The 21,193-nt window shown below is 70.0% G+C and carries 18 protein-coding genes; 11 read left to right on the top strand and 7 right to left on the bottom strand.

What is annotated here, in order from left to right; all coding sequences use genetic code 11:
* Positions 1-377: 377 nt before the first annotated feature.
* The 5 genes from B207_RS0114900 to B207_RS41465 form a co-directional block, all read right to left on the bottom strand.
* Positions 378-1,919, bottom strand: coding sequence for a YifB family Mg chelatase-like AAA ATPase (locus B207_RS0114900; protein ID WP_018637342.1), 1,542 nt, complete (start codon positions 1,917-1,919; stop codon positions 378-380).
* A 7-nt stretch (positions 1,920-1,926) separates the two neighbouring features.
* Entirely contained in the window at positions 1,927-3,561 is a 1,635-nt protein-coding gene (locus B207_RS0114905) for a ParB/RepB/Spo0J family partition protein (RefSeq protein ID WP_018637343.1), read from the bottom strand.
* A gap of 92 nt (positions 3,562-3,653) precedes the next feature.
* Positions 3,654-4,796: a DUF932 domain-containing protein gene (locus B207_RS0114910; protein WP_018637344.1), complete on the bottom strand. Its 1,143-nt coding sequence runs from the start codon at positions 4,794-4,796 to the stop codon at positions 3,654-3,656.
* 58 nt (positions 4,797-4,854) lie between these two features.
* Positions 4,855-5,319 (bottom strand): hypothetical protein, encoded by a 465-nt coding sequence (locus B207_RS0114915; protein WP_018637345.1) that lies wholly within the window; start codon positions 5,317-5,319, stop codon positions 4,855-4,857.
* A gap of 175 nt (positions 5,320-5,494) precedes the next feature.
* Positions 5,495-5,767 carry a hypothetical protein gene (locus tag B207_RS41465; RefSeq protein ID WP_230205023.1) on the bottom strand — a complete coding sequence of 91 codons (273 nt, stop codon included), beginning with the start codon at positions 5,765-5,767 and terminating at the stop codon, positions 5,495-5,497.
* A gap of 760 nt (positions 5,768-6,527) precedes the next feature.
* On the opposite strand from B207_RS41465, the gene B207_RS34010 reads away from it, so the two are divergent.
* On the top strand, positions 6,528-6,824 hold the full coding sequence (locus B207_RS34010) for a hypothetical protein (RefSeq protein WP_018637347.1): 297 nt from the start codon (positions 6,528-6,530) through the stop codon (positions 6,822-6,824).
* A 70-nt stretch (positions 6,825-6,894) separates the two neighbouring features.
* Here the strand turns inward: B207_RS34010 and B207_RS39780 are convergent, their stop codons facing one another.
* Positions 6,895-7,479: a hypothetical protein gene (locus tag B207_RS39780; protein ID WP_154675362.1), complete on the bottom strand. Its 585-nt coding sequence runs from the start codon at positions 7,477-7,479 to the stop codon at positions 6,895-6,897.
* 410 nt (positions 7,480-7,889) lie between these two features.
* Between B207_RS39780 and B207_RS0114930 the strand changes: the two genes are divergently transcribed.
* From B207_RS0114930 to B207_RS0114950, 5 genes are all read left to right on the top strand, one after another.
* A complete protein-coding gene (locus tag B207_RS0114930) occupies positions 7,890-8,174 on the top strand; it encodes a hypothetical protein (protein ID WP_230205024.1) in 285 nt (94 codons plus the stop codon).
* A 554-nt stretch (positions 8,175-8,728) separates the two neighbouring features.
* Positions 8,729-9,883, top strand: coding sequence for an aminoglycoside adenyltransferase (locus B207_RS0114935; protein WP_230205025.1), 1,155 nt, complete (start codon positions 8,729-8,731; stop codon positions 9,881-9,883).
* Positions 9,880-11,415, top strand: coding sequence for an SCO6880 family protein (locus B207_RS0114940; protein ID WP_035740731.1), 1,536 nt, complete (start codon positions 9,880-9,882; stop codon positions 11,413-11,415). Before B207_RS0114935 ends, B207_RS0114940 begins: the two co-directional genes overlap by 4 nt.
* Positions 11,416-11,608: 193 nt before the next feature.
* Positions 11,609-12,214, top strand: coding sequence for a recombinase family protein (locus tag B207_RS0114945; RefSeq protein WP_018637351.1), 606 nt, complete (start codon positions 11,609-11,611; stop codon positions 12,212-12,214).
* Positions 12,211-13,590, top strand: coding sequence for a TraC family protein (locus B207_RS0114950; protein WP_018637352.1), 1,380 nt, complete (start codon positions 12,211-12,213; stop codon positions 13,588-13,590). Before B207_RS0114945 ends, B207_RS0114950 begins: the two co-directional genes overlap by 4 nt.
* On the opposite strand, the gene B207_RS0114955 is transcribed toward B207_RS0114950, so the two are convergent.
* Entirely contained in the window at positions 13,587-13,901 is a 315-nt protein-coding gene (locus B207_RS0114955; RefSeq protein WP_018637353.1) for a 4a-hydroxytetrahydrobiopterin dehydratase, read from the bottom strand. The genes B207_RS0114950 and B207_RS0114955 overlap by 4 nt on opposite strands.
* A 471-nt stretch (positions 13,902-14,372) precedes the next feature.
* On the opposite strand from B207_RS0114955, the gene fxlM reads away from it, so the two are divergent.
* From fxlM to B207_RS0114980, 5 genes are all read left to right on the top strand, one after another.
* On the top strand, positions 14,373-15,620 hold the full coding sequence (gene fxlM, locus B207_RS0114960; RefSeq protein ID WP_018637354.1) for a methyltransferase, FxLD system: 1,248 nt from the start codon (positions 14,373-14,375) through the stop codon (positions 15,618-15,620).
* A 66-nt stretch (positions 15,621-15,686) separates the two neighbouring features.
* Positions 15,687-15,878, top strand: a complete 192-nt coding sequence (locus B207_RS0114965) for an FxLD family lanthipeptide (protein WP_018637355.1) — start codon at positions 15,687-15,689, stop codon at positions 15,876-15,878.
* Positions 15,879-15,954: 76 nt separating this feature from the next.
* Positions 15,955-19,062 (top strand): lantibiotic dehydratase, encoded by a 3,108-nt coding sequence (locus B207_RS0114970; protein WP_018637356.1) that lies wholly within the window; start codon positions 15,955-15,957, stop codon positions 19,060-19,062.
* Positions 19,059-20,243 (top strand): lanthionine synthetase C family protein, encoded by a 1,185-nt coding sequence (locus B207_RS0114975; RefSeq protein ID WP_018637357.1) that lies wholly within the window; start codon positions 19,059-19,061, stop codon positions 20,241-20,243. The genes B207_RS0114970 and B207_RS0114975 overlap by 4 nt, the downstream gene beginning before the upstream one ends.
* Positions 20,225-21,193 (top strand): thiopeptide-type bacteriocin biosynthesis protein, encoded by a 969-nt coding sequence (locus B207_RS0114980; RefSeq protein ID WP_018637358.1) that lies wholly within the window; start codon positions 20,225-20,227, stop codon positions 21,191-21,193. Before B207_RS0114975 ends, B207_RS0114980 begins: the two co-directional genes overlap by 19 nt.

The following is a 21,193-nucleotide window of genomic DNA, read 5'->3' on the forward strand; positions in this document are numbered from 1 at the left end:
CTGGGTTTCCCTTCCCGGCGTTTTCGGTCGGTGGCGCCGGGCGATGGGTCGTGTCAGCCGGGCGGCCGGCCGTCAAGATGTTCCACGGCCCGGGGACGCAGCCGGGTACCGAAAGACTGTCGGGCCGTGGAAGATCTCTGAGCGGTCGGAGTAGAGCCCGGTTGACGCGGCCCTTTCCGCCTGGCGCATGCTGACCGAGCCGGGAGGGAATACGCGGATCCAGGATTCAGCGGTGTCGGCCGCTGTACCGGTCAAGGTGCCCGTCCGATGAGAGATGACGCGATGAGATCTGGCGCGCCGCCGAGCGGGAGGTGTCAGGCGGTGTTGACTGGATGCCGGAATCTCGACGGCTCTGCGCCCGTCCGAGGCATGGATTGTCAGGTGTCGGAGGGGGCGGTGTTCAGGTCGTGAGCGAGGTCGACCTGGTCGATGCCGGGGCGGTCGAATCCGGAGAGGTCGGCGAGGGTCCAGGCGATCCTCAAGATGCGGGTGGCTTCGGCCCGGGCGGCGGCGTCGGTGTCGGGCCGGGCGCGCTGCGCGGCCCGGAGAACCGCGTGGGGCAGCGGCCAGAACCGGTCAAGGATGGGGCGGGGGAGCTGCGCGTTGCGCCGCCACGGGGTGCGCCGCAGTCGGCTGGTCATAGCCTGGCGTGCCTGGGCGACCCGGGCGGCGACAGCCGCGGTCGACTCCTGCACGCCTCGGTCCGGATGCGGTTCGCCGGGCTGGACCCGGGGGAGCGCGACCCGAAGGTCGCAGTGCTCCCGGACCGCGGTCGGTATCCGGCTGAGGTAGAGGCGCCGAATCTGGGGCGTGCACGCGCAGGTGGTGCCCCCGGCGGCGTGCTGGCAGGGGCATGGCCTGCTGGTGAGAACGAGCTGGAAGTCTGCGGGCAGGGTCAGGGAGGTTGCCCAGGTGGGAATCTGGATGTGACCGAGGCTGAGCGGCTGCCCCAGCCCTTGCAGGACGTCGCGGGCGAACTCGGGGGCGTCGGTGAGGAGCAGCAGGCCGCGGTGGGCCTGGCTGGCGATCCCGGGTCGGATCGCTGCGGGTGAGGTCCAGGTGCCGAACAGGGCCGCGGTGGTGGTGCTGCGGTGGGGCACGCAGCTGGGTGGCCGGGTGATCAGGTTCGGGCGGGCGGGGAGGCTGCCGGCGGCGGAGTGGATCGCGGTCACCTCGAGCGCTTCCTTGTCCGTCAGGGATGGGAGCAGTCTGGGGATGCCCTCGGCCAGGATCCGTGCCCCGCTGCGTGTGCCGCCGGTCAGTAGCAGGTGGTGGCCGCCTGCGGCAGCGACTTCCGCGGCCAGTCGCCCTCGGCTCCCGATCGGCGCGTCCGCGAGATCCATGGAGTTGTCGGCGGCGGTGCTGGCACTGCCCTGCGGAGCCGGCTGGATCACCGTCGGCTTCTCCTGGCCGCGCAGGAGCCGGACCAGGGCGGCCAGGTCTGGGACTGCGTCCACGGTCATGCCGGGAGCGAGGGTGGCCTCGATCGCGTTCGCGGCCGGAATGACGACACGTGCGACCCCCGCGTCGGCGGCGGCGAGGACCGCGGGAAGTACTCCTCGGGCGGGGCGGAGACGCCCGTCGAGGCTGAGCTCGCCGATGAGCATCCGGTCGGCGATTTCGTCGGGGGGAAGCATCTCGGCGGCGGCGAGGATGGCCGCGGCGATGGGCAGATCGAGCAGGGGCGCGGCCTTCGGCATGCAGGCGGCGAACAGGCCGACAGTGAGCCTCTGGTGCGGCCAGGAGAGACCGGAGTTGAACACGGCGGCGCGTAGCCGGTCTCTGGTCTCGCGGAGCTGATCGGGCGGCAGACCGATGATGTCGAGGTGGGGATCGCCGTCGTGGAGGTCGGCTTCGACCGTGATGGGGTGTCCCTGCGTCCCGATGAGTACGACGGATCGGGTCTGTACGTGAGTCATCGTGGCCTCACCGAAGGTCGGGTCGGTCGGCCGGGCTGTCCGGCGCGGCCTGGTCGGCCTGGTCGGGTGGGTTGGCGGTGCGGCGTTCGATGTCGGCGAGGCTGTAGCCCCACCGCGCGAGCTGGGTGAGGTAGAGCCGCAGGAGGGAGGTGGGGTGCTGCCAGCGGTCGACGCCGGCGGCGCTCTCTTCGAAGGCGCCGAGGATGAGGGCGAGTGCCAGCGTCTGGGCGCGATGCTCACCGGCGTGGGCGACCAGTTCGGCCAGGCGAGCCGGGGTGAGCGGGTCGTCGGGGGCGCCGAGCAGGAGCCGGGCGGTGGGGTGGTGCTGGCTGAGGGCCCAGGTCAGCTCGGTGGGGGCGGCGGCGAGCTGTGCGGCGATGAAGCTGCTGGTTCCCTTCGGCGGGGTACGTCGGGCGAGGAAGGCCCGCAGCCAGTCGCGGCGGACGGTGGTGGCCGACTGCCAGGCCCTGGTGTCGTCGAGGATCTGCTGGTGCCGGGCCTTTTCCTCCTCAGAGGGCTCCTCGACCCGCTCCGTGTGACCGCCGGCCGGAGCGGAACCGCGGTCATGGACGCCGTCGACCTGAGCGGAGCCGCCTGCGTCCCCGGCTCTGGCGGAGGCGTCAGGCGCAGGGGGCGGGCTGCCACCATGCGCGGCTTGGATGTCGCCGGCCGGGCGCTCGTGATCCGTCCCGTCGGCGTGATCCGCTGAGCTGTTCGGATGGACGCCATCCGAATGCGCCGCACCGGTGGGAGGGGCGGCGTAACGGCCGGCGTGTCCGTGGGCGGCGGGGTCGGTGCACACGTACTCAGGCAGGTAGGCGACCTGAAACGGCCCACTGCCGGTGATGTTGTAATCCTGGATGAGGTAGGCGGCGTGCCCGGGGCAGCGGCGGTGGGCCTCGGCGGTGAGTGCGACACCGTCGTGGTCGAGCAGGGACAGCCGGTGGGCCGGGTCGGTGGAGGCGGGCCGGTCGATGATCCGGACACCGCGGCGGCGCAGTTCGTCGAGGGCGCGGCTGCGGGCCTGCTGGTCCGCGCGGCGATCCCGGAGCCGCTGGGCGGTGTGGTCGAAGCCGCCGGTGCTGGCGGCGGTCATCAGGGCGGCGACGGCGTCGAGGTCGTCGGCGAACTCGGCGATGACCACGGCCTGGAACAGATTGATCCCGTGCTCGACGAGCGCGTCCCGGGCGGCGGGGGAGCCGACAACAGCCAACGCGGCGTCGACATGTCGGCGCGGGGTGTGGAGACGTCGGGCGATCTTCGCGGGGGGCAGGCCGAACACGGCGAGCTGTCCGACGGCGTGGACCTGGTCCTTGAGGCTCAGCGCGGCCCGGTGCTGGTTCTCCGCCCACTGGGTGAGAACCCGGTCGATCTCGGCGGCATCACCGTCGGCGTCGTCACCGACGACGAGCACGGGCACGGTGGCCCGCCCGACGTTCAGCGCAGCGCGGGTCCGGCGTGCGCCGTACCGGACCCGGATCCCGTCCGGGGCTCGCACGGCGACGATGGGGATGAGGACCCCGTGGTCGCGGATGGAGGCGAGGAAGTCTCCGTCCAGGTCGGCGTCGGAGCGGATGTTGCGGTCCAGCAGCAGGCTGGCCGGGTCCAGATGACTGATCTGCAGGGTCGGTGGGACGGACACGGCGTGATCACTCCTGAGGGTGGGGTGGCGTGCGCAGGACGGCTCGCCGTCCGGACCCGCGGATCACGGGCCCGGACGGCGAAGTGGCCAGGTCAGACACGGCCGGCGATGTCCAGGACGCGCAGGGCCTGGGCCTCCATCGCGTGGGCGGCGTCGGCGTCCGGCAGGGCCTGCGCGGCACTGGTCACGGCGTGCAGCAGCCCACCGGCGGTGAGATCAGCGCCCTTGACGAAGTGCCGCAGGATGAGGGTCTGCTGCTCGGCGGTGTAGTGCAGCTGCCGGCTGACGACCTCGACCGCTCCGGCCGGGTCGTCCACGGGCACGGCGGCGCGCTGCTGCACGGCGGTGATCTGACGTTCGACGTAGTCGGTGGTGAGGAAGGCGGCGACGGCGTCGCGGACCTTCGCGGTGACCAGCGTCAGCGCTTTACGCTGGGTGTCGGCGGACCAGGAGACGGTGCCCTCCTCCAGCCGGCCGCCGAGGTGGACCTCCCGCACCGCGTCCTGGGTGATCGTCAGGCCGTTGTTGCAGACCTGCACCACGAGGCGCGGGGTGATGGTGAATGCCCCGGCCCCGACCTCGGAGTTCGTCAGTACGAAGCCGGCCCACACCACCGGGTTGTCCGCGCCGCGCTGTCCGGTGAACGGGGAGCGGTAGTCCCGCAGCAGGCTCGGGGCCAGCGCCCGGACCGAGTCGCTGCGGATGCGGACGTGCATGTGTCGGTCGGTCAGGTCGGCACCGTCGATCGTGGTCTGCGCACCGGAGCCGCGGATGCCGGCGAGCGTCGCGAGGAGCACATCGAGGTTGTCGACCGGCTTGTACCTGTCGCTGAGTACCGCGCGGATGATCCCGCCGCCGTGGTCGTGGCGCAGGGCTCGCAGGAGTAGTCGCCGGTCGCGGTTGGCCGGGTGGTCCAGCCAGCCGTTGACGTTGCGGTCGTACAGGTCGATGTGCTGCTCGCGCAGCTGGCGCAGGTAGGCCAGCGGAATGCCGAGCTTGGTGGCCAGCCCTTCGTCGGCCACCGCGGTCGGGGTGTAGACGCCCTCGACGAGGGTCACCCCGGAGTCGCTGAGCTCCGGCTCGGTACCGGACACGACCAGCTGTCCGTCACGGGCCCGGATCGCTCCGGCGGGCGTGACGATGTCCACCATCCGTGCCTGGGCGTCGCGGAGGATTTCGACGAGGTCGGGCAGGGTCGCGTTACGCCGTGCACCCACGTTTCTGAGGTCGTCCATGGCGAATGTCCTTTCGGGAAGTCGTGACCGGTCGACGGGTGGAAAAAGAGCCGGGGAACTACCAGGGGAACGTGACGTGGATGTCTTCGGGGAGGCCGTAGCCCTTCCCGCAGGACCGGCACAGGAACGGCGCGGCCGGCCCGCCGCTGATGTCGAGGGCTCCGTCGGGGCTCCCCTCCATGGAGATGGTGAGGAACCACAACGTTCCGGCCCTGTCGTCGTCCACCTGCTGCAGCGTCGGACGGACCAGCTCGCGGAACGAGTACACCCACTCCTGATGGACGATCCCGGTGCCCGTTTCGCAGGTGGGGCAGGAGATCTCCCGCGTTCCGTCCGAGCGGATGCGGACGTCGAGGTCGCCCTGCCGCGCCGCGACGGGAAAATCGAAACTGTGATCCGGGACGTTGAGGGCGAAGTCTTCGGGACGCCTGCTCTGGTCGATCGTGGTTGCGGACGGCGTGGCGCCCTGCAGCCAGGCAGCACTCGGCCCGTTCTCGGGGCTGGAGAAAGAAATGGTGCTCATAGCGGGACCTCTCTGGTTCTGTTCGCTGACACGCTTGGAATTCGGATATCCAGATCGAGATGGCGTGGATCCGTGCGTTTGGGAGGCTCGGCCCGTGTTCCCGGGATCTGTCGGGAACTTTTCGGGGAGAAATTTCGGGAAGCCGGGAGATGCTTCCCGCGCCGGTCGTGGGTGGTCAGGCCTTCGAGCCGTCGATCGGTTCGATCGGTCCCGTGACCTGGGTGCGGATCTGGCGGATCATCCGGCTCAGCTCGCCGAGTAGGGACTGGCCCATCACGCCCTGTGCAGCCTCGGGGGGCGCGAACTTTCCGGCGACGCGGTGGATGAGGCCGTCCCATTCGTCGGCGGAGATCAGGTCCTGGCAGGCCGCGCACACCGCCCACGACTGATTCATGGACACGGAGCAGCGCATTACCGAGATCACGCCTGCCACGGGCAGAAGGCCCACGGCCGGATCCGTGTTGCAGAAGTCGCACCACCGCCGTGTCTGCCTGCCGGCGCTGTCGACGGGGACTGGAATGTGATCGTCGTCGACAGCCTGACTCGGGGCATGGACCCAGATCTCCTGGCTGTGGATCCTGAGCGAGTCCAACGGTCTGAAGCAGAAAGCGCAGATTTTTTGAGGCATGCTCGATCACCTACTTCTGTCTGGGCGGATGAGAACGCCCGCCGCGGCAGCGCAGATGGCCGTGGAATCTGCTGGTCCCTGCCGGGCGGGCTGATGGTCGAAATGCCGCGGGAGTCGTGGGCTGGCCAGCCCTTCAGCCCCTTGGGGTCGGCCGAAGGCCGAGGCTTGCCGGCTCGCGGCTTCCGTGGCACCTTCCTCATCGCCCGCGGGCAGGGCCAGCTTTCGCGCCTCTATGCGCGAAGGAAAATCATCCGGCCGGGATGTGGTGCGTGCTGAGATCGATGTCGCCGCTGCACCAGCGCGCAGGAGTGTGAGCTACACGGCTGCGAGACCCGGGGGTACCCCCGGGGGCTGCCGCCTTTGCCGCCGTTATGATCGTCACCGTCGGATGATCGGGGGGATCATGAGGCTCTACCTGGGCGCGGCGATGGCGATGCTCGCTGTCGCAGTGACCGGCTGTGGATCGTCGTCGGCCACGGGGAGCTCCAACGCACCATCCGGAGTTCCAGGAACGACCGAGACGGCCGGTACAACCGCGGCGGCGACGCCGGCAGCGGTGGCAGCTGGTCAACCGGACCGCGTGGGTTTGGAGGCGGCGGTTCGCGCCTACTCGCAGGCGTATCTGGGCGGGCAGGGCTCGGTCGCCTACGGGTTGCTGTCGCAGCGCTGCCAGTTCCGTGTCAGCGCGGCAGAGATGGACGGGCTGACGGCAGCGGCCCGAGCCCAGTACGGCCCTCAGCCGATCACGACTCTGACCGTGGATACCTTCGCGGGGACGTTGGCCCGGGTCAGTTACGTTTACCCGGACGCCGCGATCAACCAGCGTGAGGAACCCTGGGCGTTCGAGAACGGTGCCTGGCACCAGGACGACTGCTGACCTGCCCGACCCGCCGTCCGAGGCTCGCGACCAGCCGCGGACATGCCCGCTCCACTGGCGAGGAAGCGGATCACCCTGCCTCTTCCGGCCGGCAGCCCGCAGGAGAACGATCTGCGGTGGAACCGCGCATGGGCTGCCGCACATCTGCTGGTGCCGACCAAGGGTAGGCAGGCGGGCCCCCGAAAGCAGGTGGCAGAGGCGTCGGCCGGAGGCTTCTCCGTTCGGCGTCGGTCAGCGGGGTTGGGAACGGCAGATGGTCCATCCACAACGACGGGTAGTGCGGGTTGGCCCTGGCCGGGCGCGCCCATTTCACGGCCGGTGTGAGGGCGTGAAGAGCGGCGAGATCCTCGGCGATCAGCCTTGATATCCGGCGGAAGGTGGCGGAGCCAGATTCGAGGAGGCGGCCGCTGCCGGTGAGAAGTAGAGAGCCGAAAGTATCGTGTATCCCGCGTAGAGTCAGGTGCGTGTGGTCGTGGTGGTCGATGGCCGCCTCGATGTCCACGGTGCACAGGCCTGGTGCCACGGAGGTCACAGCGAGGCGGATGTTCGCCAGATGCTTGGCGACGAGGTCGAATGTCTCCTGATCATAGGTCCGGCTGGAAACCGGCGCGGGATCAGGAATGTCGGCGATACGGGTTTCGGTGAACTCGCTCATCACGTCTCCCTGGCTGACCGTGGTGGCAAGTGTACATGGACCTGTTGCTGAGATTTGCGAGGGCGATGCGTTCCGGTAGGGCCCGATGGATAAATCAATGAATTGAGTTGAGTGATCGACGCTCTGTCGTCGAGAGAACTGTGTGCGACCGGAACGATCGGTCGAGACTCCAGACGAGCCGTACCTCCGCTTGGACGGGAAATCCCCACGAGCCAGCTTCCGCGCCCGGAGCGTCGCGCACTCCAGGGATCGTCGGCATCGGAGCTCGACTCTGGGAGGTCCCTGTGGGGGAGAGGTGGCGCGCGCGCTGGGGAGGTGGATGTCGGAGACGGTGGGCACGCCCACTCTCCAGGGCGCTGGTCGTGCTGTGGGTGGAGGCCGTCGTCCTGGTCGCCCGAGCGGGGACCAGCATGGCCGACACCATCGAGGTCAATCCGACCTGGGGTGACGCTCCTGGTGTTGATCGGATTCAGCGGATCCTCAATGTGACGGCTCAGGGCAGTCTCGTCTGCTGCGTGCTGTCCGGAGTGATCGGCGGCGGGATCCTCGGGCTCGGCAAGCTCTTCGGGGGGATGCAGTCCGGTGGCACCGCCGCAAAGATGATCTTTGGCGGCGGTGGCGGAGCCTTGATTGTCACACTCACCGCGCGGATCATCGGCTGGCTGATCGGCGACCCGACGACGGTGAACGCGTGACCGGGCCAGGCCGTCATCGAGCGAACGCCAGCCACCAAACGGGACATTGGATCCGGCTCTGCCCCGGCCGGTGGTCCGCAAGCCGGGATCCTGGGCAACAAGTCGCGACACCAGGTGGCCGTACCAAAGCGCGCCAGCGTGCGCGGCTGATGGTCGGCCTGCTCGCGATGGCGAGCGTGTTCGGGTTCGCCGTGTCGACGTTCGTCGAGCGGTCCTCCCCGCTGCCGATGCAGGCCACGGCCACGGCCCCGGCCGCGCAGCCAACAGGTGATCGCGACTGCGACACCTTCGATCCCGCCGTCACCGAGATCTCCTCGAACGACCGTGACAGCTTGGCGTCCGACGTCTGGCAGCCGGCGCAGCGCTGCCCTCCGGGCGCGCTGCAGGATCTGCCATCGTCGGGGAACGGTCTGGTGGCTCAGCCTGCCGTACTGCCGGGAGTCGGCGGGATCATCGGCGGCCTGGTGGGCGGAAGTCTCCAGGGCGTTATGAAACAGGCGGCCGAGACCGTCGTGAGCTGGGCATCGGACAGCCTGGTCGACGGAGCCACGGGCATGATCGGCGAGTTCGTCGCTGAGCCGGCACGACCGAGAGTGACCGCGGAAGAATTCATCGGTCCTGACGGGGCGTACCGGAGTGTTGCTTCAATGGCCACGCTTCTGCTTGTCGGCTGCGTAATGATCGGCGTGGTGCAGGGGCTGTGGTCCGGTGAGCCGACCCAGGCCCTGCTGCGACTCATGGCGAACATACCTGTCGCGGTGCTCGCCATCCTGGGATTTCCATGGATCGTCGATCAGCTGGTAACAGTTGCCGACGTCATGGCCGACTGGGTCCTCCGCGTCGATGTGCAAGGGGCAGATCTGATCGCCAATCTGCTGGTGCCCTTCACGGAGGGCTCCAGGGGGGATCTCGGAAAGATGATCCCGCGGCTCTTCGTGTACCTCGGTGTCGTACTTATTTACCTTGAATTCGTGGCGCGCAACGGATTGATCTACATTGTGGTCGCACTGGCACCGCTGTCCTTCATGGCGGTCACGATGCCGGCGGCAAAGGTCGCGGCACGGAAAGCCGTCGAGCTGGTCGTGGCCATCATCCTGATCAAACCGGCAGCGTTCATCGCGCTCCGGGTCGGGCTGGATTTCGCGCGTCCTGGCCTGGAACACCCGCCGACGGAAGGGGACGCCTGGGGAAGGACGGTCGCTGGGCTGGCCATCGTCCTGATCGCCGCGTTCATGCCATGGATCATCTGGCGTCTCATGCCAGCGATGGAGCAGGCGATGGTCGCGCAGGGGGTGGCACGCGCTCCGTTCCGCGCCGGGATGCAGATCATGCAGCAGGCGTACTTCGGGTCCGCGCTCCTCGGTCGCCTTCGTGGCGGAGCTGGTGCTGGACAAGGCGGGATGGCGGGGAAGCCGTCCACTGGGGCGGGAGGCGGTGGGTTGGGTCCGCCGCGGACGCTGGCGGACGCCGGCACCTCCGCGAACGGATCCTCCCGCAGGATGACGCGCGACAGCGACGGCGTGGGTGGCGAACGGCGAGGTACCGGTCAGTCGGGCACATCCGCTTCGTCGAACCAGCAGACGGGGCCCGGGTTGCGGGAACGCTCGCTGGGCGATCCACCGCCCGGTAGGCGCAGGCGGTCAGGAGGTGAGCCGCCGTCACCACCCGGCGGTCGGCGAGGGCCCGCGCGGCCGCGGGGGCAGTCGTGACCAGCTCTCCGGTGTACCGGCTCGCCCGGCGACGTTCCGGCATGGCCCACTTCGGCCTTGGCCCGGCCCCGCTGATCCTGGTCGCGGGAGGCTTCACCGCACTGATCGTGCTGCCGCTGCTGACCGGAAGCCTGGTTGTCGGGGTGGCCGTGGCCGCCGGCTGTGGGGTGGTCGCTTTCGTGCCCGTGCCGGGCGCCGGCCCTCTCTACGAGGCGGCTCCGTTGGCCGTGCGACACCTGGCCCGTCGCACCGGCGCGCGGCACCACTGGGTCGCGCCGCTTCCGTTGCTCTCCGGCGCGCCAGCAGTGGCGGTGCGGCCCGGGGACCAAGCCCGGCGACTGCTCCCGCCCCCATTGCGTGGCCTGGAGATCCTCACCGTCCCACGCACGGCCGCAACAGGCGCGGCACACAGCCTCACCCCGATCGGCCTGATCCATGACCGACGTGCCGGCACACTGACCGCGGTGCTGTCCGCGCGGGGCAGTGAATTCGGCCTCCTCGAACCCGCCGACCAGCATGATCGGTTGGCCGCCTGGGCGCAGGTCCTCGCTCACACCGCCCGTGACAGCGGCGTGGCGCGGCTGGGGTGGTCGCTGTGGTCGGGCCCCACCCCTCCGTCCGACCACCTCCTTTGGCTGCACGACCGGCAACCCGGCACAGCGACAGCGGATCACGGGCCAGGCCAGGCAGCGGAGGACTACCAGCGGCTCCTGGAGAACGCGGCACCGGCACTGATCCGCCACGACCTACGACTGTGGCTGTCGCTCGACACTCGGCGCCTGCACCGCCGCGCCGCTCCGCTCGACGCGGCAGTGCAGGCCGCGCTCACCTTCGCCGAGCGATGCCGCGCCGCCGGGCTCGTCGTGGGTGACCCGGACTCACCGGTCGACATCGCCGAGGCCCTGCGCCTACGCGCCGACCCGTCCGTGGCGGCCACCCTCACCCATGTGCGCCACACCCTCGCGCAGCAGTCGGGCGCGATCAGCGTCCTCGCGGGCATACACGCGGGGCCGCTGTCGATGCATGCCCGCTGGAACGCCGTGCGCATCGATGACGTCTGGCATCGGACCTTCTGGGTGGCGCAGTGGCCGACGGCCGGTCTACGCCCGGGCTGGCTGGACCCGCTGCTGTTCGACGCCTCCTGCGTTCGCACGGTCGCGTTTGTGTTGGAGCCTGTGCCCGCGCGCTCATCCCGGCGGCGTATCAACGCCGACGCGGTCGAACTCGAGAGCCGGATGGCCGTGCGGGAACGGCACGGCTTCCGGGTCCCGACCCATCTGGCCGGCGCGCAGGCGCAGGTCGACGAACGGGAAGCCGAACTGCACTCCGGCCACGTCGAGTACGGCTACCTCGCGCTCGTCGACGTCGCCGCGCCAACCCTGGATGACCTCGACGACGCCAGCACCCAGCTTGCCGAGGCCGCGGCGTTCGCGGGTGTCAGCGAGATCCGTCCGCTGCACGGCCGCCACGACCTGGCCTGGGCCGCCACGCTGCCGACCGGCCGGGTGCCAGCCCGCGGACTTCTCCGCTAGTCCCCTACTCCCCCTGACCGCCCAGCACCCCTTGCCACGTTCTTGCCATCCGGCAATCCGTCGACCCCGCGGCGGACCAGAGGCAGAGCTCTGGCCGTCCACAGACAGGAGACATCCCATGCCCCCGCACGACATCCCAGGAAAGCAGGAGACGACAACCCGCAGCAAAAGCACCCCAGGCAGGCGGCGGTGGATGCATCCGATCGTCTCCTGGCGCGCAGCCCGCCGCGAAGTGGTCCTCGCCGAGCATCGTGCCGAGCTGGGCCGAGCCGGCCGCCAGGCACAGGCCGACCTGATCCGCTCCGGCTACCACCTCGGCCCCGCCCCGTACGGCTACCACGCGCTGCCCGTCCCGGTCGTCGACGCCACCGGACAGGTGCGCATGCGCCGCCGGCTCCATCGGGACCCGGCCACAGCACACACCGTCCATCTGATCTTCCACCTGCGTGGAAGCCGGCATCGCAGCTACGCGGCCATTGCCCGCCGGCTCATCATCGCCGCCGTGACACCGCCGGGATACGGACCCGACGGGCCACGGCCGTGGACCCCCGACGCCGTTCGCCGGATCGTCACCAACCCCGTCTATATGGGATGGCAGGTCTGGGGCCGCACCAGCGGAGGCCGTCGGACGGATCCGGCGCAGTGGGTGATCTGCGTCAACGCGCACGAACCGCTCGTGACCGAGCTGCTGTTCACCCAGGCGCAGAACCTTCCCGGCTCCCAGCCGACGTTCATGCTGCCCATCGTCGGCTGGGGGGACCCCGGAACGCCTCCCCAGCCGCTCGCGGAGCTGCCATGAACGGCCGGGCCTTCTGGCCACGCGGCGGCAAGGACATGCTGCGGTCTGAGACAGCGGACGACGCCTCGGTGCTGCCGGCCCACCTACGGGACCGCCGACTCACGCTGCCCCGTGACCTGGCCACCACCGCCCACCTGTGCTCGGCGTACCCGTTCACCGTGGAGGCCGGAACCGGAGTGACAGGTGCCTTCCTGGGCACGAACCGCCTGGCAGGCGGCGGTTTCTTCTTCGACCTGCACGACGCCTACGCCGCCGGCCTGCTCCATGGCCCCAACATGGTCATCTGCGGCGCCGGGGCCTACGGCAAGTCCGCCATCGCCAAGACCTACGTCTACCGCTCCGCGGCACTCGCCCCGACCCGGTTCGTCGCCGTCATTGACCCGAAAGGCGAATGGACGGCCCTTGCCCATGCGCTGGGTTGGTCCTCCCTGCAGCTGCGCCCCGGCGGCAACCTGATCGTCAATCCGTTCGACCGCGGGCCAGCCCAGCACACCCTCGCCGACAGCGACCTGCTCGCGCAGCGGATGACCGTCGCGACCACCCTGTTCGCGATCGCTCTCGGGAAGGCACAACTCGCCGCCGGCGAGCAACGCCTTCTCCACGAAGCACTGCGCCATCTCACCGCCGCCACCTCGGCCGCGAGCCCGACCCTCACCGACCTGCAGCATCTCCTCGCCGACCCACCCGCCGCACTCGCCGTCGCGCTGGACACGAACGCCACCGATCTCACCGAACGCCGCCGCCCGCTGCTGGACGCCTGCGCGATGCTCGTCGAGCACGACCTGCGCGGCATCTGCGACACGGCGACCAGCATCGATCTCCGCTGGACAGAAACCCCCGGGCTCGTGCTCGACCTCTCAGCGCTGCTCACCCGCCGGCGCACCCTCAAGCTCGTCCTCGCCGCGGCCGCCGGCTGGCTACAGGGCGTCATGTACCAGCAGACCGACCGCCGCAAACTCGTCATCGTCGACGAGGGATGGATCGCCCTGGAGGACCTCGCGATCACCCGCTTCCTGCAGGACCAGTGGCGCCTGGGCCGGCAATGGGGCACCGCCAACATCCTCATCACCCATGCCCTGGCGGACCTGCGCTCCCAGGTCGACGACGGCGCCGCCGCCGGCAAGATCGCCGAAGGTCTGCTGACCACCACCTCGGCCAGGGTCTTCCTGCACCAGAACCCCGAGCAGATTCGCAGACTCTTGGCCGACCTCGGCCTCACCAGCACCGAAACCACCCTGCTCCGACACCTGAACCCGCTCCAGGCCCTGTGGAAGATCGGAAACCGGGCGGCCGCCGTCGATCACATCGTTGCCCCGTGGGAATGGGCAACCTTTGCCGGTACCGACGATGCAATGAGGTCCGGTAGTGCGTCTTAAAGCGGTTTGGCGCTGTGGGCGTGGGCGATGGCGTCGATGCGGTGGGCGAGGTCGAAGTCGGCTTCGGTGATCTGGTGGCCGGCGTCGTGGGTGGTGATGGCGAAGCGGATGGTGTCCCAGCGCAGGTCGATGTCGGCGTGGTGGCCGATGAGTCGTTCGATGTCGGCGACGTGCACGATCAGCGCGACTCCGCCGTGGTAGCGGATCCCGAAGGTTCTGGTGATCTCCTGGCCGGTGTGTGACCAGCCGGGCAGGTCGCGTAGTCGGGTCTCGATCTCGTGGTCGCTCAGGGGCAGGGGGACGTCTGCCACGTCAGGTCTCCTTCAGGGGATCGAGGATCTCGTCGACGTCGCGGCCGATGATCGTGCCCGCCCAGGGTCGGGCCGCCCGGCGTAGTCCGGTGAGTTCGCGACGAAGCCGTACGGAGCGAGTTTCCCAGGCGAGGCGGACACAGGATCTGTCTCGTCCGCGTGCGGAGGGACCGGCTGGCGAACTTTCCGGCCCGCATCCATGGCCGAAATCCGAATCGGAGAGAGCGTCGATCGGCGTTTCTGCAGCTCAGGAGCCCAGGCGAGGTCGAGACCAAACCTTCCCCGGGCAGGGAATGAATCGCGCCTCGGCGTGGGGCATCGTTCCAGTGGGTCCGGAGCGGATGGATGGCTGTGGCATCACACGCCCCGCTCGCTGCAGATCTTGAGTGACGATCAACTATCACTAAAAGTAAAAAGATAGATACATTCTGTTTCGGTTCGAGTGCCGCGCAGCTGGCAGAAGGTAGCCGCATGACTCAGATGGTTGACACGTCCAGCGATCCAGACCGCGCATCGGGGATCCGCAATGCGCTGGTGGACAAGCTCTGCGTGACCAGCATGATCACCTCCCTGGCCGTGGAACGGGCGTTTCGTACGGTGCCGCGGCACCTGTTCGTTCCCGAGGGCACCTCGCTGGAGGTTGCCTACAACGCCGACGACTCGGTGGCGATCAAGCGGGCTGCAGACGATGTGATCATCTCGTCGATCAGCGCTCCGTTCATCCAGGCTCGGATGATCGAACAGGCCGGGCTCGGCCCCGGCATGAGCGTGATCGAGATCGGGTCGAGTGGCTACAATGCCGCGCTCCTCGCCGAGGTCGTCGGCCCCTCCGGACGGGTCGTCAGTGTGGACATCGATCCCGAGGTGACCGATCGTGCCCGTGCGCTTCTGGACGCGACCGGGTACGCGGACAGGGTCACCGTCATCCTCGCGGACGCCGAGGACGGCGTGGCCGAGCACAGTGGCCGAGTAGACGCGATCTTGGTGACGGCCGGCGCCTGGGACCTCTCGCCGGCGTGGCTCGCGCAGCTGGCCGAGGACGGCAGGGTCGTCGTACCGCTGCGGATGAACGGGATCACCCGGTCGATCGGGTTTCGCCGCGACGGTGATCATCTGGTGAGTACCTCGGCCGAGGTCTGCGGGTTCGTCCCGATGCAGGGCGCCGGTGCCCAGGACGAGCGGGTCTTTCTCCTGCCTGATGGGCACGGTCATCACGTCCGGCTGCGTTTCGACGTCGACCCGCCCCAGGATCTGGATCTTTTGGACGGTGTCCTGGCAACACAGCGGGCCGAGGTGTGGTCCGGGATCACGATCCGTCACGGGGTGTCGTTCGCCGATCTGCACCTGTGGTTCGCCTGCTTCCTGCCCGGCTTCTGCCGGCTGGCGGCGGACGAGGGAACCGACCTGGCTGCCGAGCGCAGGAGCTGGTTCCCCTTCGGGACCGTGCAGGGCGACTCGTTCGCCTATCTGGCGGTGCGTCCGGCGCTGGAGGGCGCCGGTGTCGAGTTCGGCGCACGGGCGTACGGCCCGTCCGGCGAGACCACCGCCACCGCGCTCGTCGAGCAGATCCAGGCCTGGGACCGCCAGGCACGGGGCGGACCAGCCCCGACCTTCGCCTACTGGCCGACGGGCACCGACCGTCCCCCGGCCGGCGAGGGCACGGCCGTGCTGGCGAAGACCCACGGCCTGGTCACGATCTCCTGGCCGGTCGCAGGCTGACTCGGCCGGCCCAGGACGCACCACCCCCACCCGAGAAATTCCCACCCAGAACAAGGAGTGATCTCGATGTCGCCGGTGCTGATGGCCGACCGAACGGAGTCCGCGGACTTCGTCCTCGACGATGCGGAGCTGGAACTCGACATGCGAGTGGTGGAGTCCACCACCCGGATCGCGATCATGATGTGCGACACGAGCGACGGCTGCGGCAACAGCTGCAGCACCAGCGCGTGCAGCACCTCCTCCAACGACCCCGTCTGACCCAGTCGTCCGCCGTCGGCGTCCGCTGGTCGGACGCCGACGGCGGATCCCGAACCGGCGAGGAGAGGGGACCGCCATGACCGTGCCCCCGCGCTACCAGCACACCGGCTTCATCCTGGTCCGCGCCTCGACGGACCCGGGCGGTCTCGACCTGCCGGCTGATCTCGACCTGTCCGACTCCACCGCGGTCGAGCAGGAAGGGCAGGCATGGTTGGCCAGAACATGGGCTCGCCCGGAGGCGGGGGAGGCGCTGCGGCTGGCAAGCCCCGATCTTTGCGCCCGTGTCGAGCAGATCCTTGACGGCGGCGCCGGGCGGCGTTCAGGGACGGAGGTCCGTCGGGTCCTCACCGCCGTGGCGTCCTATCTGCTGCGGTGGCAGCGGCGCGCGACGCCGTTCGGGATGTTCGCCGGAATCAGCACCGCGACCGTCGGGCCGGCTACCGCCGAGGTGGGATGCGCGCATCGGGTAGTGGCACGCGCGGACGCCGAGTGGGTCACGGTGCTGGTCGATCAGCTCGAACGGCATCCGGGGCTGCGCGGACGGCTGACGGTGGTGGCCGACAGCGCGCGGATCGTGCGTGACGGCCGCATCATCGTGCACCAGCGGGCCGAGGTGGGTGCCCCGAGGCCGGGGCCGCTGCGGGAGTCGTCGGTGCGGCTGACGCGGCCGGTGCGGTTCGCCTTGACGGAGGCCGGCGACCCGATCCGGCTGGACACGCTCGTCACGAGGACAGCAGCCAGGTTCCCCTCCGCCTCCGCGGACAAGGTCCGTGCGCTGGTGCACGGTCTGGTCGATGGCGGCCTGCTGGGCACGAGTCTGCGGCCACCGATGACCGCCGTTGATGGTCTGACCCATCTGGCCGACGCGTTGCGTGCAGCCGGTCCTGACGACCTGGCTGACGTGAGCGAACTGCTGCGGGAACTCGACTTCCTCCGCGCCATGCTGGCCTCTCACAACCGCACCGCTGATCCGCAGCAGGCGGCGGAGACACGCAGGGTAGCCGCCGCGCGGATGACCGGGCTTGCGTCGTATGTCGGTCAGGTGCTGGCGGTCGACACGCGGCTTGACGCGAGGATCGCTGTGCCCGAGCAAGTGCTGACCGAGGCGGCGCTCGCGGCCAGCGTGCTGCTGCGGGTCTCCTGCCAGCCGTTCGGTTCGACGGCCTGGCTGGACTATCACGCCCGGTTCCGTGCCCGCTACGGTCCTGGTGCCCTCGTGCCGGTGCGGGATCTGATTGCCGATTCGGGGCTGGGCTATCCCGGTGGCTATCTCGATGCGCCACGGGCGAGGCCCGCCTGGCGGACGCTCACCGAGCGCGACACCGCGTTCCTGGCGTTGATCCAGCGGGCCGCTGTGGACGGGGCCGAGGAGATCGCACTGTCCGACGCCGACGTTGAGGCGTTGACCGTCGGGGAGCACGGGGACATCGTGCCGCCGCAGCGTGTCGAGCTCGGTGTCGAGGTGTGGGCGGCCTCGACCGAAGCGATCAGTCGCGGGGACTTCCGGCTGCGGGTCACTGCGGCTCCGCGGACCTGTACCAGCATGGCCGGACGGTTCGCCTACCTGCTCGATCCGGCAGACCGTGATCGGCTGGCCGCGACCTACAGTGCGAACGTCGAGACCGGGGCGCCCGATCAGCCGCTGGCGGCCCAGCTGTCCTTCCCACCACGCCGCCCGCACAACGAGAACGTCGTGCGCGTCGCGCCTCTCCTGCCGGACGTCGTCTCCCTGTCGGAGCATCCCAACCCCGCCTGCCCCGAGGTGAGGCTGATCGGGCCGGATGATCTGGCGGTCACTGCCGACGCCGCGCAGATGTACCTGGTGCAGCGCTCCACCGGCCGGCGGGTGATCCCTCGGATTCCGCACGCGCTGGACACCAGCGTGCAGAGCCCACCGCTGGCACGGTTCCTCGCTGAGGTCGCCGACGCCCGCAGCGCCGTGTTCGGCGGGTTCGACCTCGGCGCGGCCCGCGTCCTGCCCTACGTGCCGCGCATCCGTTACGGCCGCACGGTGCTGGCCGTCGCCCGCTGGATCCTCACCTCCACCGACCTGCCCCGTGGCCGGGCAGGTGACGGGATGCAGGAGGCGCTGTGCGCCTGGCAGCAGCGGTGGCGCGTGCCGGCACGGGTCGTTCTCTGCTACGGCGAGCTGCGCTTACCCCTCGATCTTGATCGTCACCTGGACCAGGCGCTGCTGCTGACCCACCTGGAGCGGGCCGGTCGCATCGAGGTGCAGGAGGACGGTCCGCCTGACGCCCAAGGCTGGATCGGACGGCCGGCGGAGCTGCTGATCCCACTGACCGCGATCAGCCCGCCGGCACGACGACTCCCGGCGACCGCAGGGCCGGGGGCGGTGCTTCGCCCGGGTGACTCGACCCTTCTGCACGCGCAGCTCGTCGGCAACCCCACCCGGTTCGACGACCTCCTCACCGACCACCTGCCGAGACTCGCCGACAACCTCGAAGGACTCGTCGGTCTGTGGTGGGTCCGACGACACCGCGACATGATTCATCCCGAGAGCGATCAACACCTCGCCGTGTTCCTACGCCTGAACAGCCCGGACCACTACGGGCCGGCCGCCGCCACGGTGGCCGCCTTCGCGGCTGGTCTGGAAACCCGCGGCCTTCCCTGCCAGCTCACCCTGGCCTCCTATCCGCAGCATCCCGCCCGCTACGGCGGCGGTGACGCGCTGGCCATCGCCGAGTCGGTGTTCGCCGCCGATACCGTCTGCGCCATCGCTCAGATCACGGCGGCCCAGACGTCCGGGGTGTCCACCCAGGCACTGGCCGCAGCGTCGATGGCGGACCTGGCAGCGTCCTTCGCCCCCGACCGGCCGACCGGATACCAGGCGCTCGTCGGATGCCTCGGGCAGGAGCACGGTGCCCTGGACCGCACGCTCCGAGACCAGGCCCTCGACCTGGCCGATCCTGACGGCGACCACCACGCCATTCGCGCACTGGTTGGCGGCGAGGTAGTCGTCAGGGCCTGGAGCACCCGAGCCGCCGCGCTGACCCTCTACTACCAGGCCCTCGCGCGGCAGCGTGATCCACGGACACTGCTGCGGACCCTCCTGCACGAGCACCATGTGCGCGCGGTCGGCGTCGACCCGACCCTGGAAAAGGAGACCGGCCGCCTCGCCCGCGCTGCCGCGCTACGCCACCTCGCACTGGCCGGTGTGCGGTGACCCCCGACGAGGCCACCAGCGGGACGACGCTGACCGCCGACGACGCGGCGCGACAGTCCCTGGCCCGGGGCCCGGTCGGGACAGCATTGCTGCACATCGAGCGGGCCCGGACCGGCTCGGGCAGCTGGGACATCGCGCACGCCCACATCAGGCGGGCCGCCGCCGGGCCCGTCGAGGCTGGCGAGCACGCCGGCCTGTACTACGGGGCGCCTGCCCTCGCCTTCCTTCTGCGGGCCGCCGCCGACGGGGAGCCCCGCTACCGGCGAGCCCGCGACACGCTGGACGACCATGTACTGCGCCTGGCCCGCCGACGGCTGACCCTCGCTGCCGGCAGAGCCGAACGCGGCGAGCCCACCACGTTCGCCGAATACGATCTTTTCTACGGCCTGACCGGCGTCGCCGCCCTCCTACTGCGCAGCCATCCCGACAGCGAGATTCTCGCCGCCCTCCTGCGGTACGTGATCAGCCTGACCCGGCCACACCACGAGGACGGCGTCGAGCTGCCGGGCTGGTGGGTCGCACACGACCCGGATCCCACCCTGCCGACCCTGGGCGGGCACGCGAACCTCGGCATGGCGCACGGCGCGGCCGGTCTGCTTGCCCTGCTCGCTCTCGCCACCGCCCGCGGCTGCCTGGTCGACGGCCAGGAAGAAGCGATCGCTGCCCTGACCGGCTGGTTCGACCGATGGCGCCAGGACAGCGCGGATGGCTCCTGGTGGCCCCAGTGGATCACCCGCGAGGATCTGCACACCGGTCGACCCACCCAGACCGGTCCCGGCCGCGTCTCCTGGTGCTACGGCACGATCGGCATCGCCCGCGCCCAGCAGCTCGCCGCCCTCGCCATCCACGATCACCGCCGGGCACAGGACGCCGAGAACACCCTCGCCGCCGCCCTGACCGACACCCAGCTCGACCGGATCAGCGATCTCGGCCTGTGCCACGGGCTGGCCGGTATCTACCAAACCGCGTATCGAGCCGCCTGCGACGCGCGAAGCTCCGCCATCGGCCGCAGACTTCCCGCGATCACCACCAGGCTCGAGCAGCACGCCACTGCTCCCACCCGTCGGGAGGAGGACAGCGGGCTGCTGACCGGCGATGCGGGGATTGTTCTGGCGCTGGAATCCACCCGACACGTCGGACCGCCACGCACGGGATGGGACACATGCCTGCTCATCACCTGACCGCCACAGCTCCGCACGATCTTGTCGCCGGCGTCCTCACGGTGCTCGCTGGCGCCGACCTGCACGCCACCGCCACCAGCAGCGCGCTCGATCCTGCCGACCTGGACGACGCCGTGCAGGTCTACCAGGCCGCCGGGCTCGCCGCGCTCGAACAGCGCGCCGACCAGGACTGCTACCAGGTACGGGTCGAGTTCTCCGACTGGTCCACCGCCGAAGCCACTGCCGCCACACAGCTCGGGCCACGTCTGGACCAGCTCCAGGCCGGCGGCGCGGTCGGCGGCTGGTGGTTCCTGCGCAAGCACCCCTGCTGGCGGCTCCGCCTGCACCGCGCGGACACCGCGGCCGTCGACCATGTGCTCGACGAGCTGACCGCTGCCGGTGCCCTCGTCCGTTGGTGGCCGACGGTCTACGAACCGGAAACCTTCGCCTTCGGTGGTCCCGCCGGGATGCGCACCGTCCATGAACTGTTCTGCGCCGACAGTTGCGGCGTTCTCGACTACCTGCGCCACGACGCTCCGGGCCTGGGCCGCCGCGAGTTGTCGATCCTTCTGCTCAGCGGCCTCATGCAGGCGGCCGGGCTCGACACGTTCGAGCGCGGCGACGTCTTCGCTCGTGCCGCCGTGCTACGCCCCGCGCCAGGGACTGCCGATCACCCGAAGATCGCCCAGCTCGCCGCGAACGTACGGCTGCTCCTGTCCATCCCCGACCTGCCTACCAGTGAGCTGTTCGCCCCCGGCGGGTCGGTGGCGCACGCCGCTCCCTGGCTCGCCGCCTTCCACACCGCCGGCCGCCAACTCGGCGATGCCGCCGCACAGACACAGCTCGGCCGAGGCCTCCGGGCGATCCTCACCCACGTGCTGATCTTCCACTGGAACCGGCTCGGCCTGTCCGCCACCAGCCAGGCCGTTCTCGCCCGCGCGGCTGCCACAGCCCTCCTGCCTCGGGACTGA

It is taken from the genome of Parafrankia elaeagni, from assembly GCF_000374165.1.
GTDB classification, from domain to species: Bacteria; Actinomycetota; Actinomycetes; order Frankiales; family Frankiaceae; genus Parafrankia; species Parafrankia elaeagni.

Excerpts from the sequence above, each read along its gene's own strand:
- B207_RS0114900 (WP_018637342.1), bottom strand. The coding sequence starts at position 1,919 with ATGACTCACGTACAGACCCGATCCGTCGTACTCATCGGGACGCAGGGA.
- B207_RS0114910 (WP_018637344.1), bottom strand. The coding sequence starts at position 4,796 with ATGGACGACCTCAGAAACGTGGGTGCACGGCGTAACGCGACCCTGCCC.
- B207_RS0114915 (WP_018637345.1), bottom strand. The coding sequence starts at position 5,319 with ATGAGCACCATTTCTTTCTCCAGCCCCGAGAACGGGCCGAGTGCTGCC.
- B207_RS39780 (WP_154675362.1), bottom strand. The coding sequence starts at position 7,479 with ATGAGCGAGTTCACCGAAACCCGTATCGCCGACATTCCTGATCCCGCG.
- B207_RS0114930 (WP_230205024.1), top strand. The coding sequence starts at position 7,890 with ATGGCCGACACCATCGAGGTCAATCCGACCTGGGGTGACGCTCCTGGT.
- B207_RS0114935 (WP_230205025.1), top strand. The coding sequence starts at position 8,729 with ATGATCGGCGAGTTCGTCGCTGAGCCGGCACGACCGAGAGTGACCGCG.
- B207_RS0114945 (WP_018637351.1), top strand. The coding sequence starts at position 11,609 with ATGCATCCGATCGTCTCCTGGCGCGCAGCCCGCCGCGAAGTGGTCCTC.
- B207_RS0114950 (WP_018637352.1), top strand. The coding sequence starts at position 12,211 with ATGAACGGCCGGGCCTTCTGGCCACGCGGCGGCAAGGACATGCTGCGG.
- fxlM (WP_018637354.1), top strand. The coding sequence starts at position 14,373 with ATGACTCAGATGGTTGACACGTCCAGCGATCCAGACCGCGCATCGGGG.
- B207_RS0114965 (WP_018637355.1), top strand. The coding sequence starts at position 15,687 with ATGTCGCCGGTGCTGATGGCCGACCGAACGGAGTCCGCGGACTTCGTC.
- B207_RS0114970 (WP_018637356.1), top strand. The coding sequence starts at position 15,955 with ATGACCGTGCCCCCGCGCTACCAGCACACCGGCTTCATCCTGGTCCGC.
- B207_RS0114980 (WP_018637358.1), top strand. The coding sequence starts at position 20,225 with ATGCCTGCTCATCACCTGACCGCCACAGCTCCGCACGATCTTGTCGCC.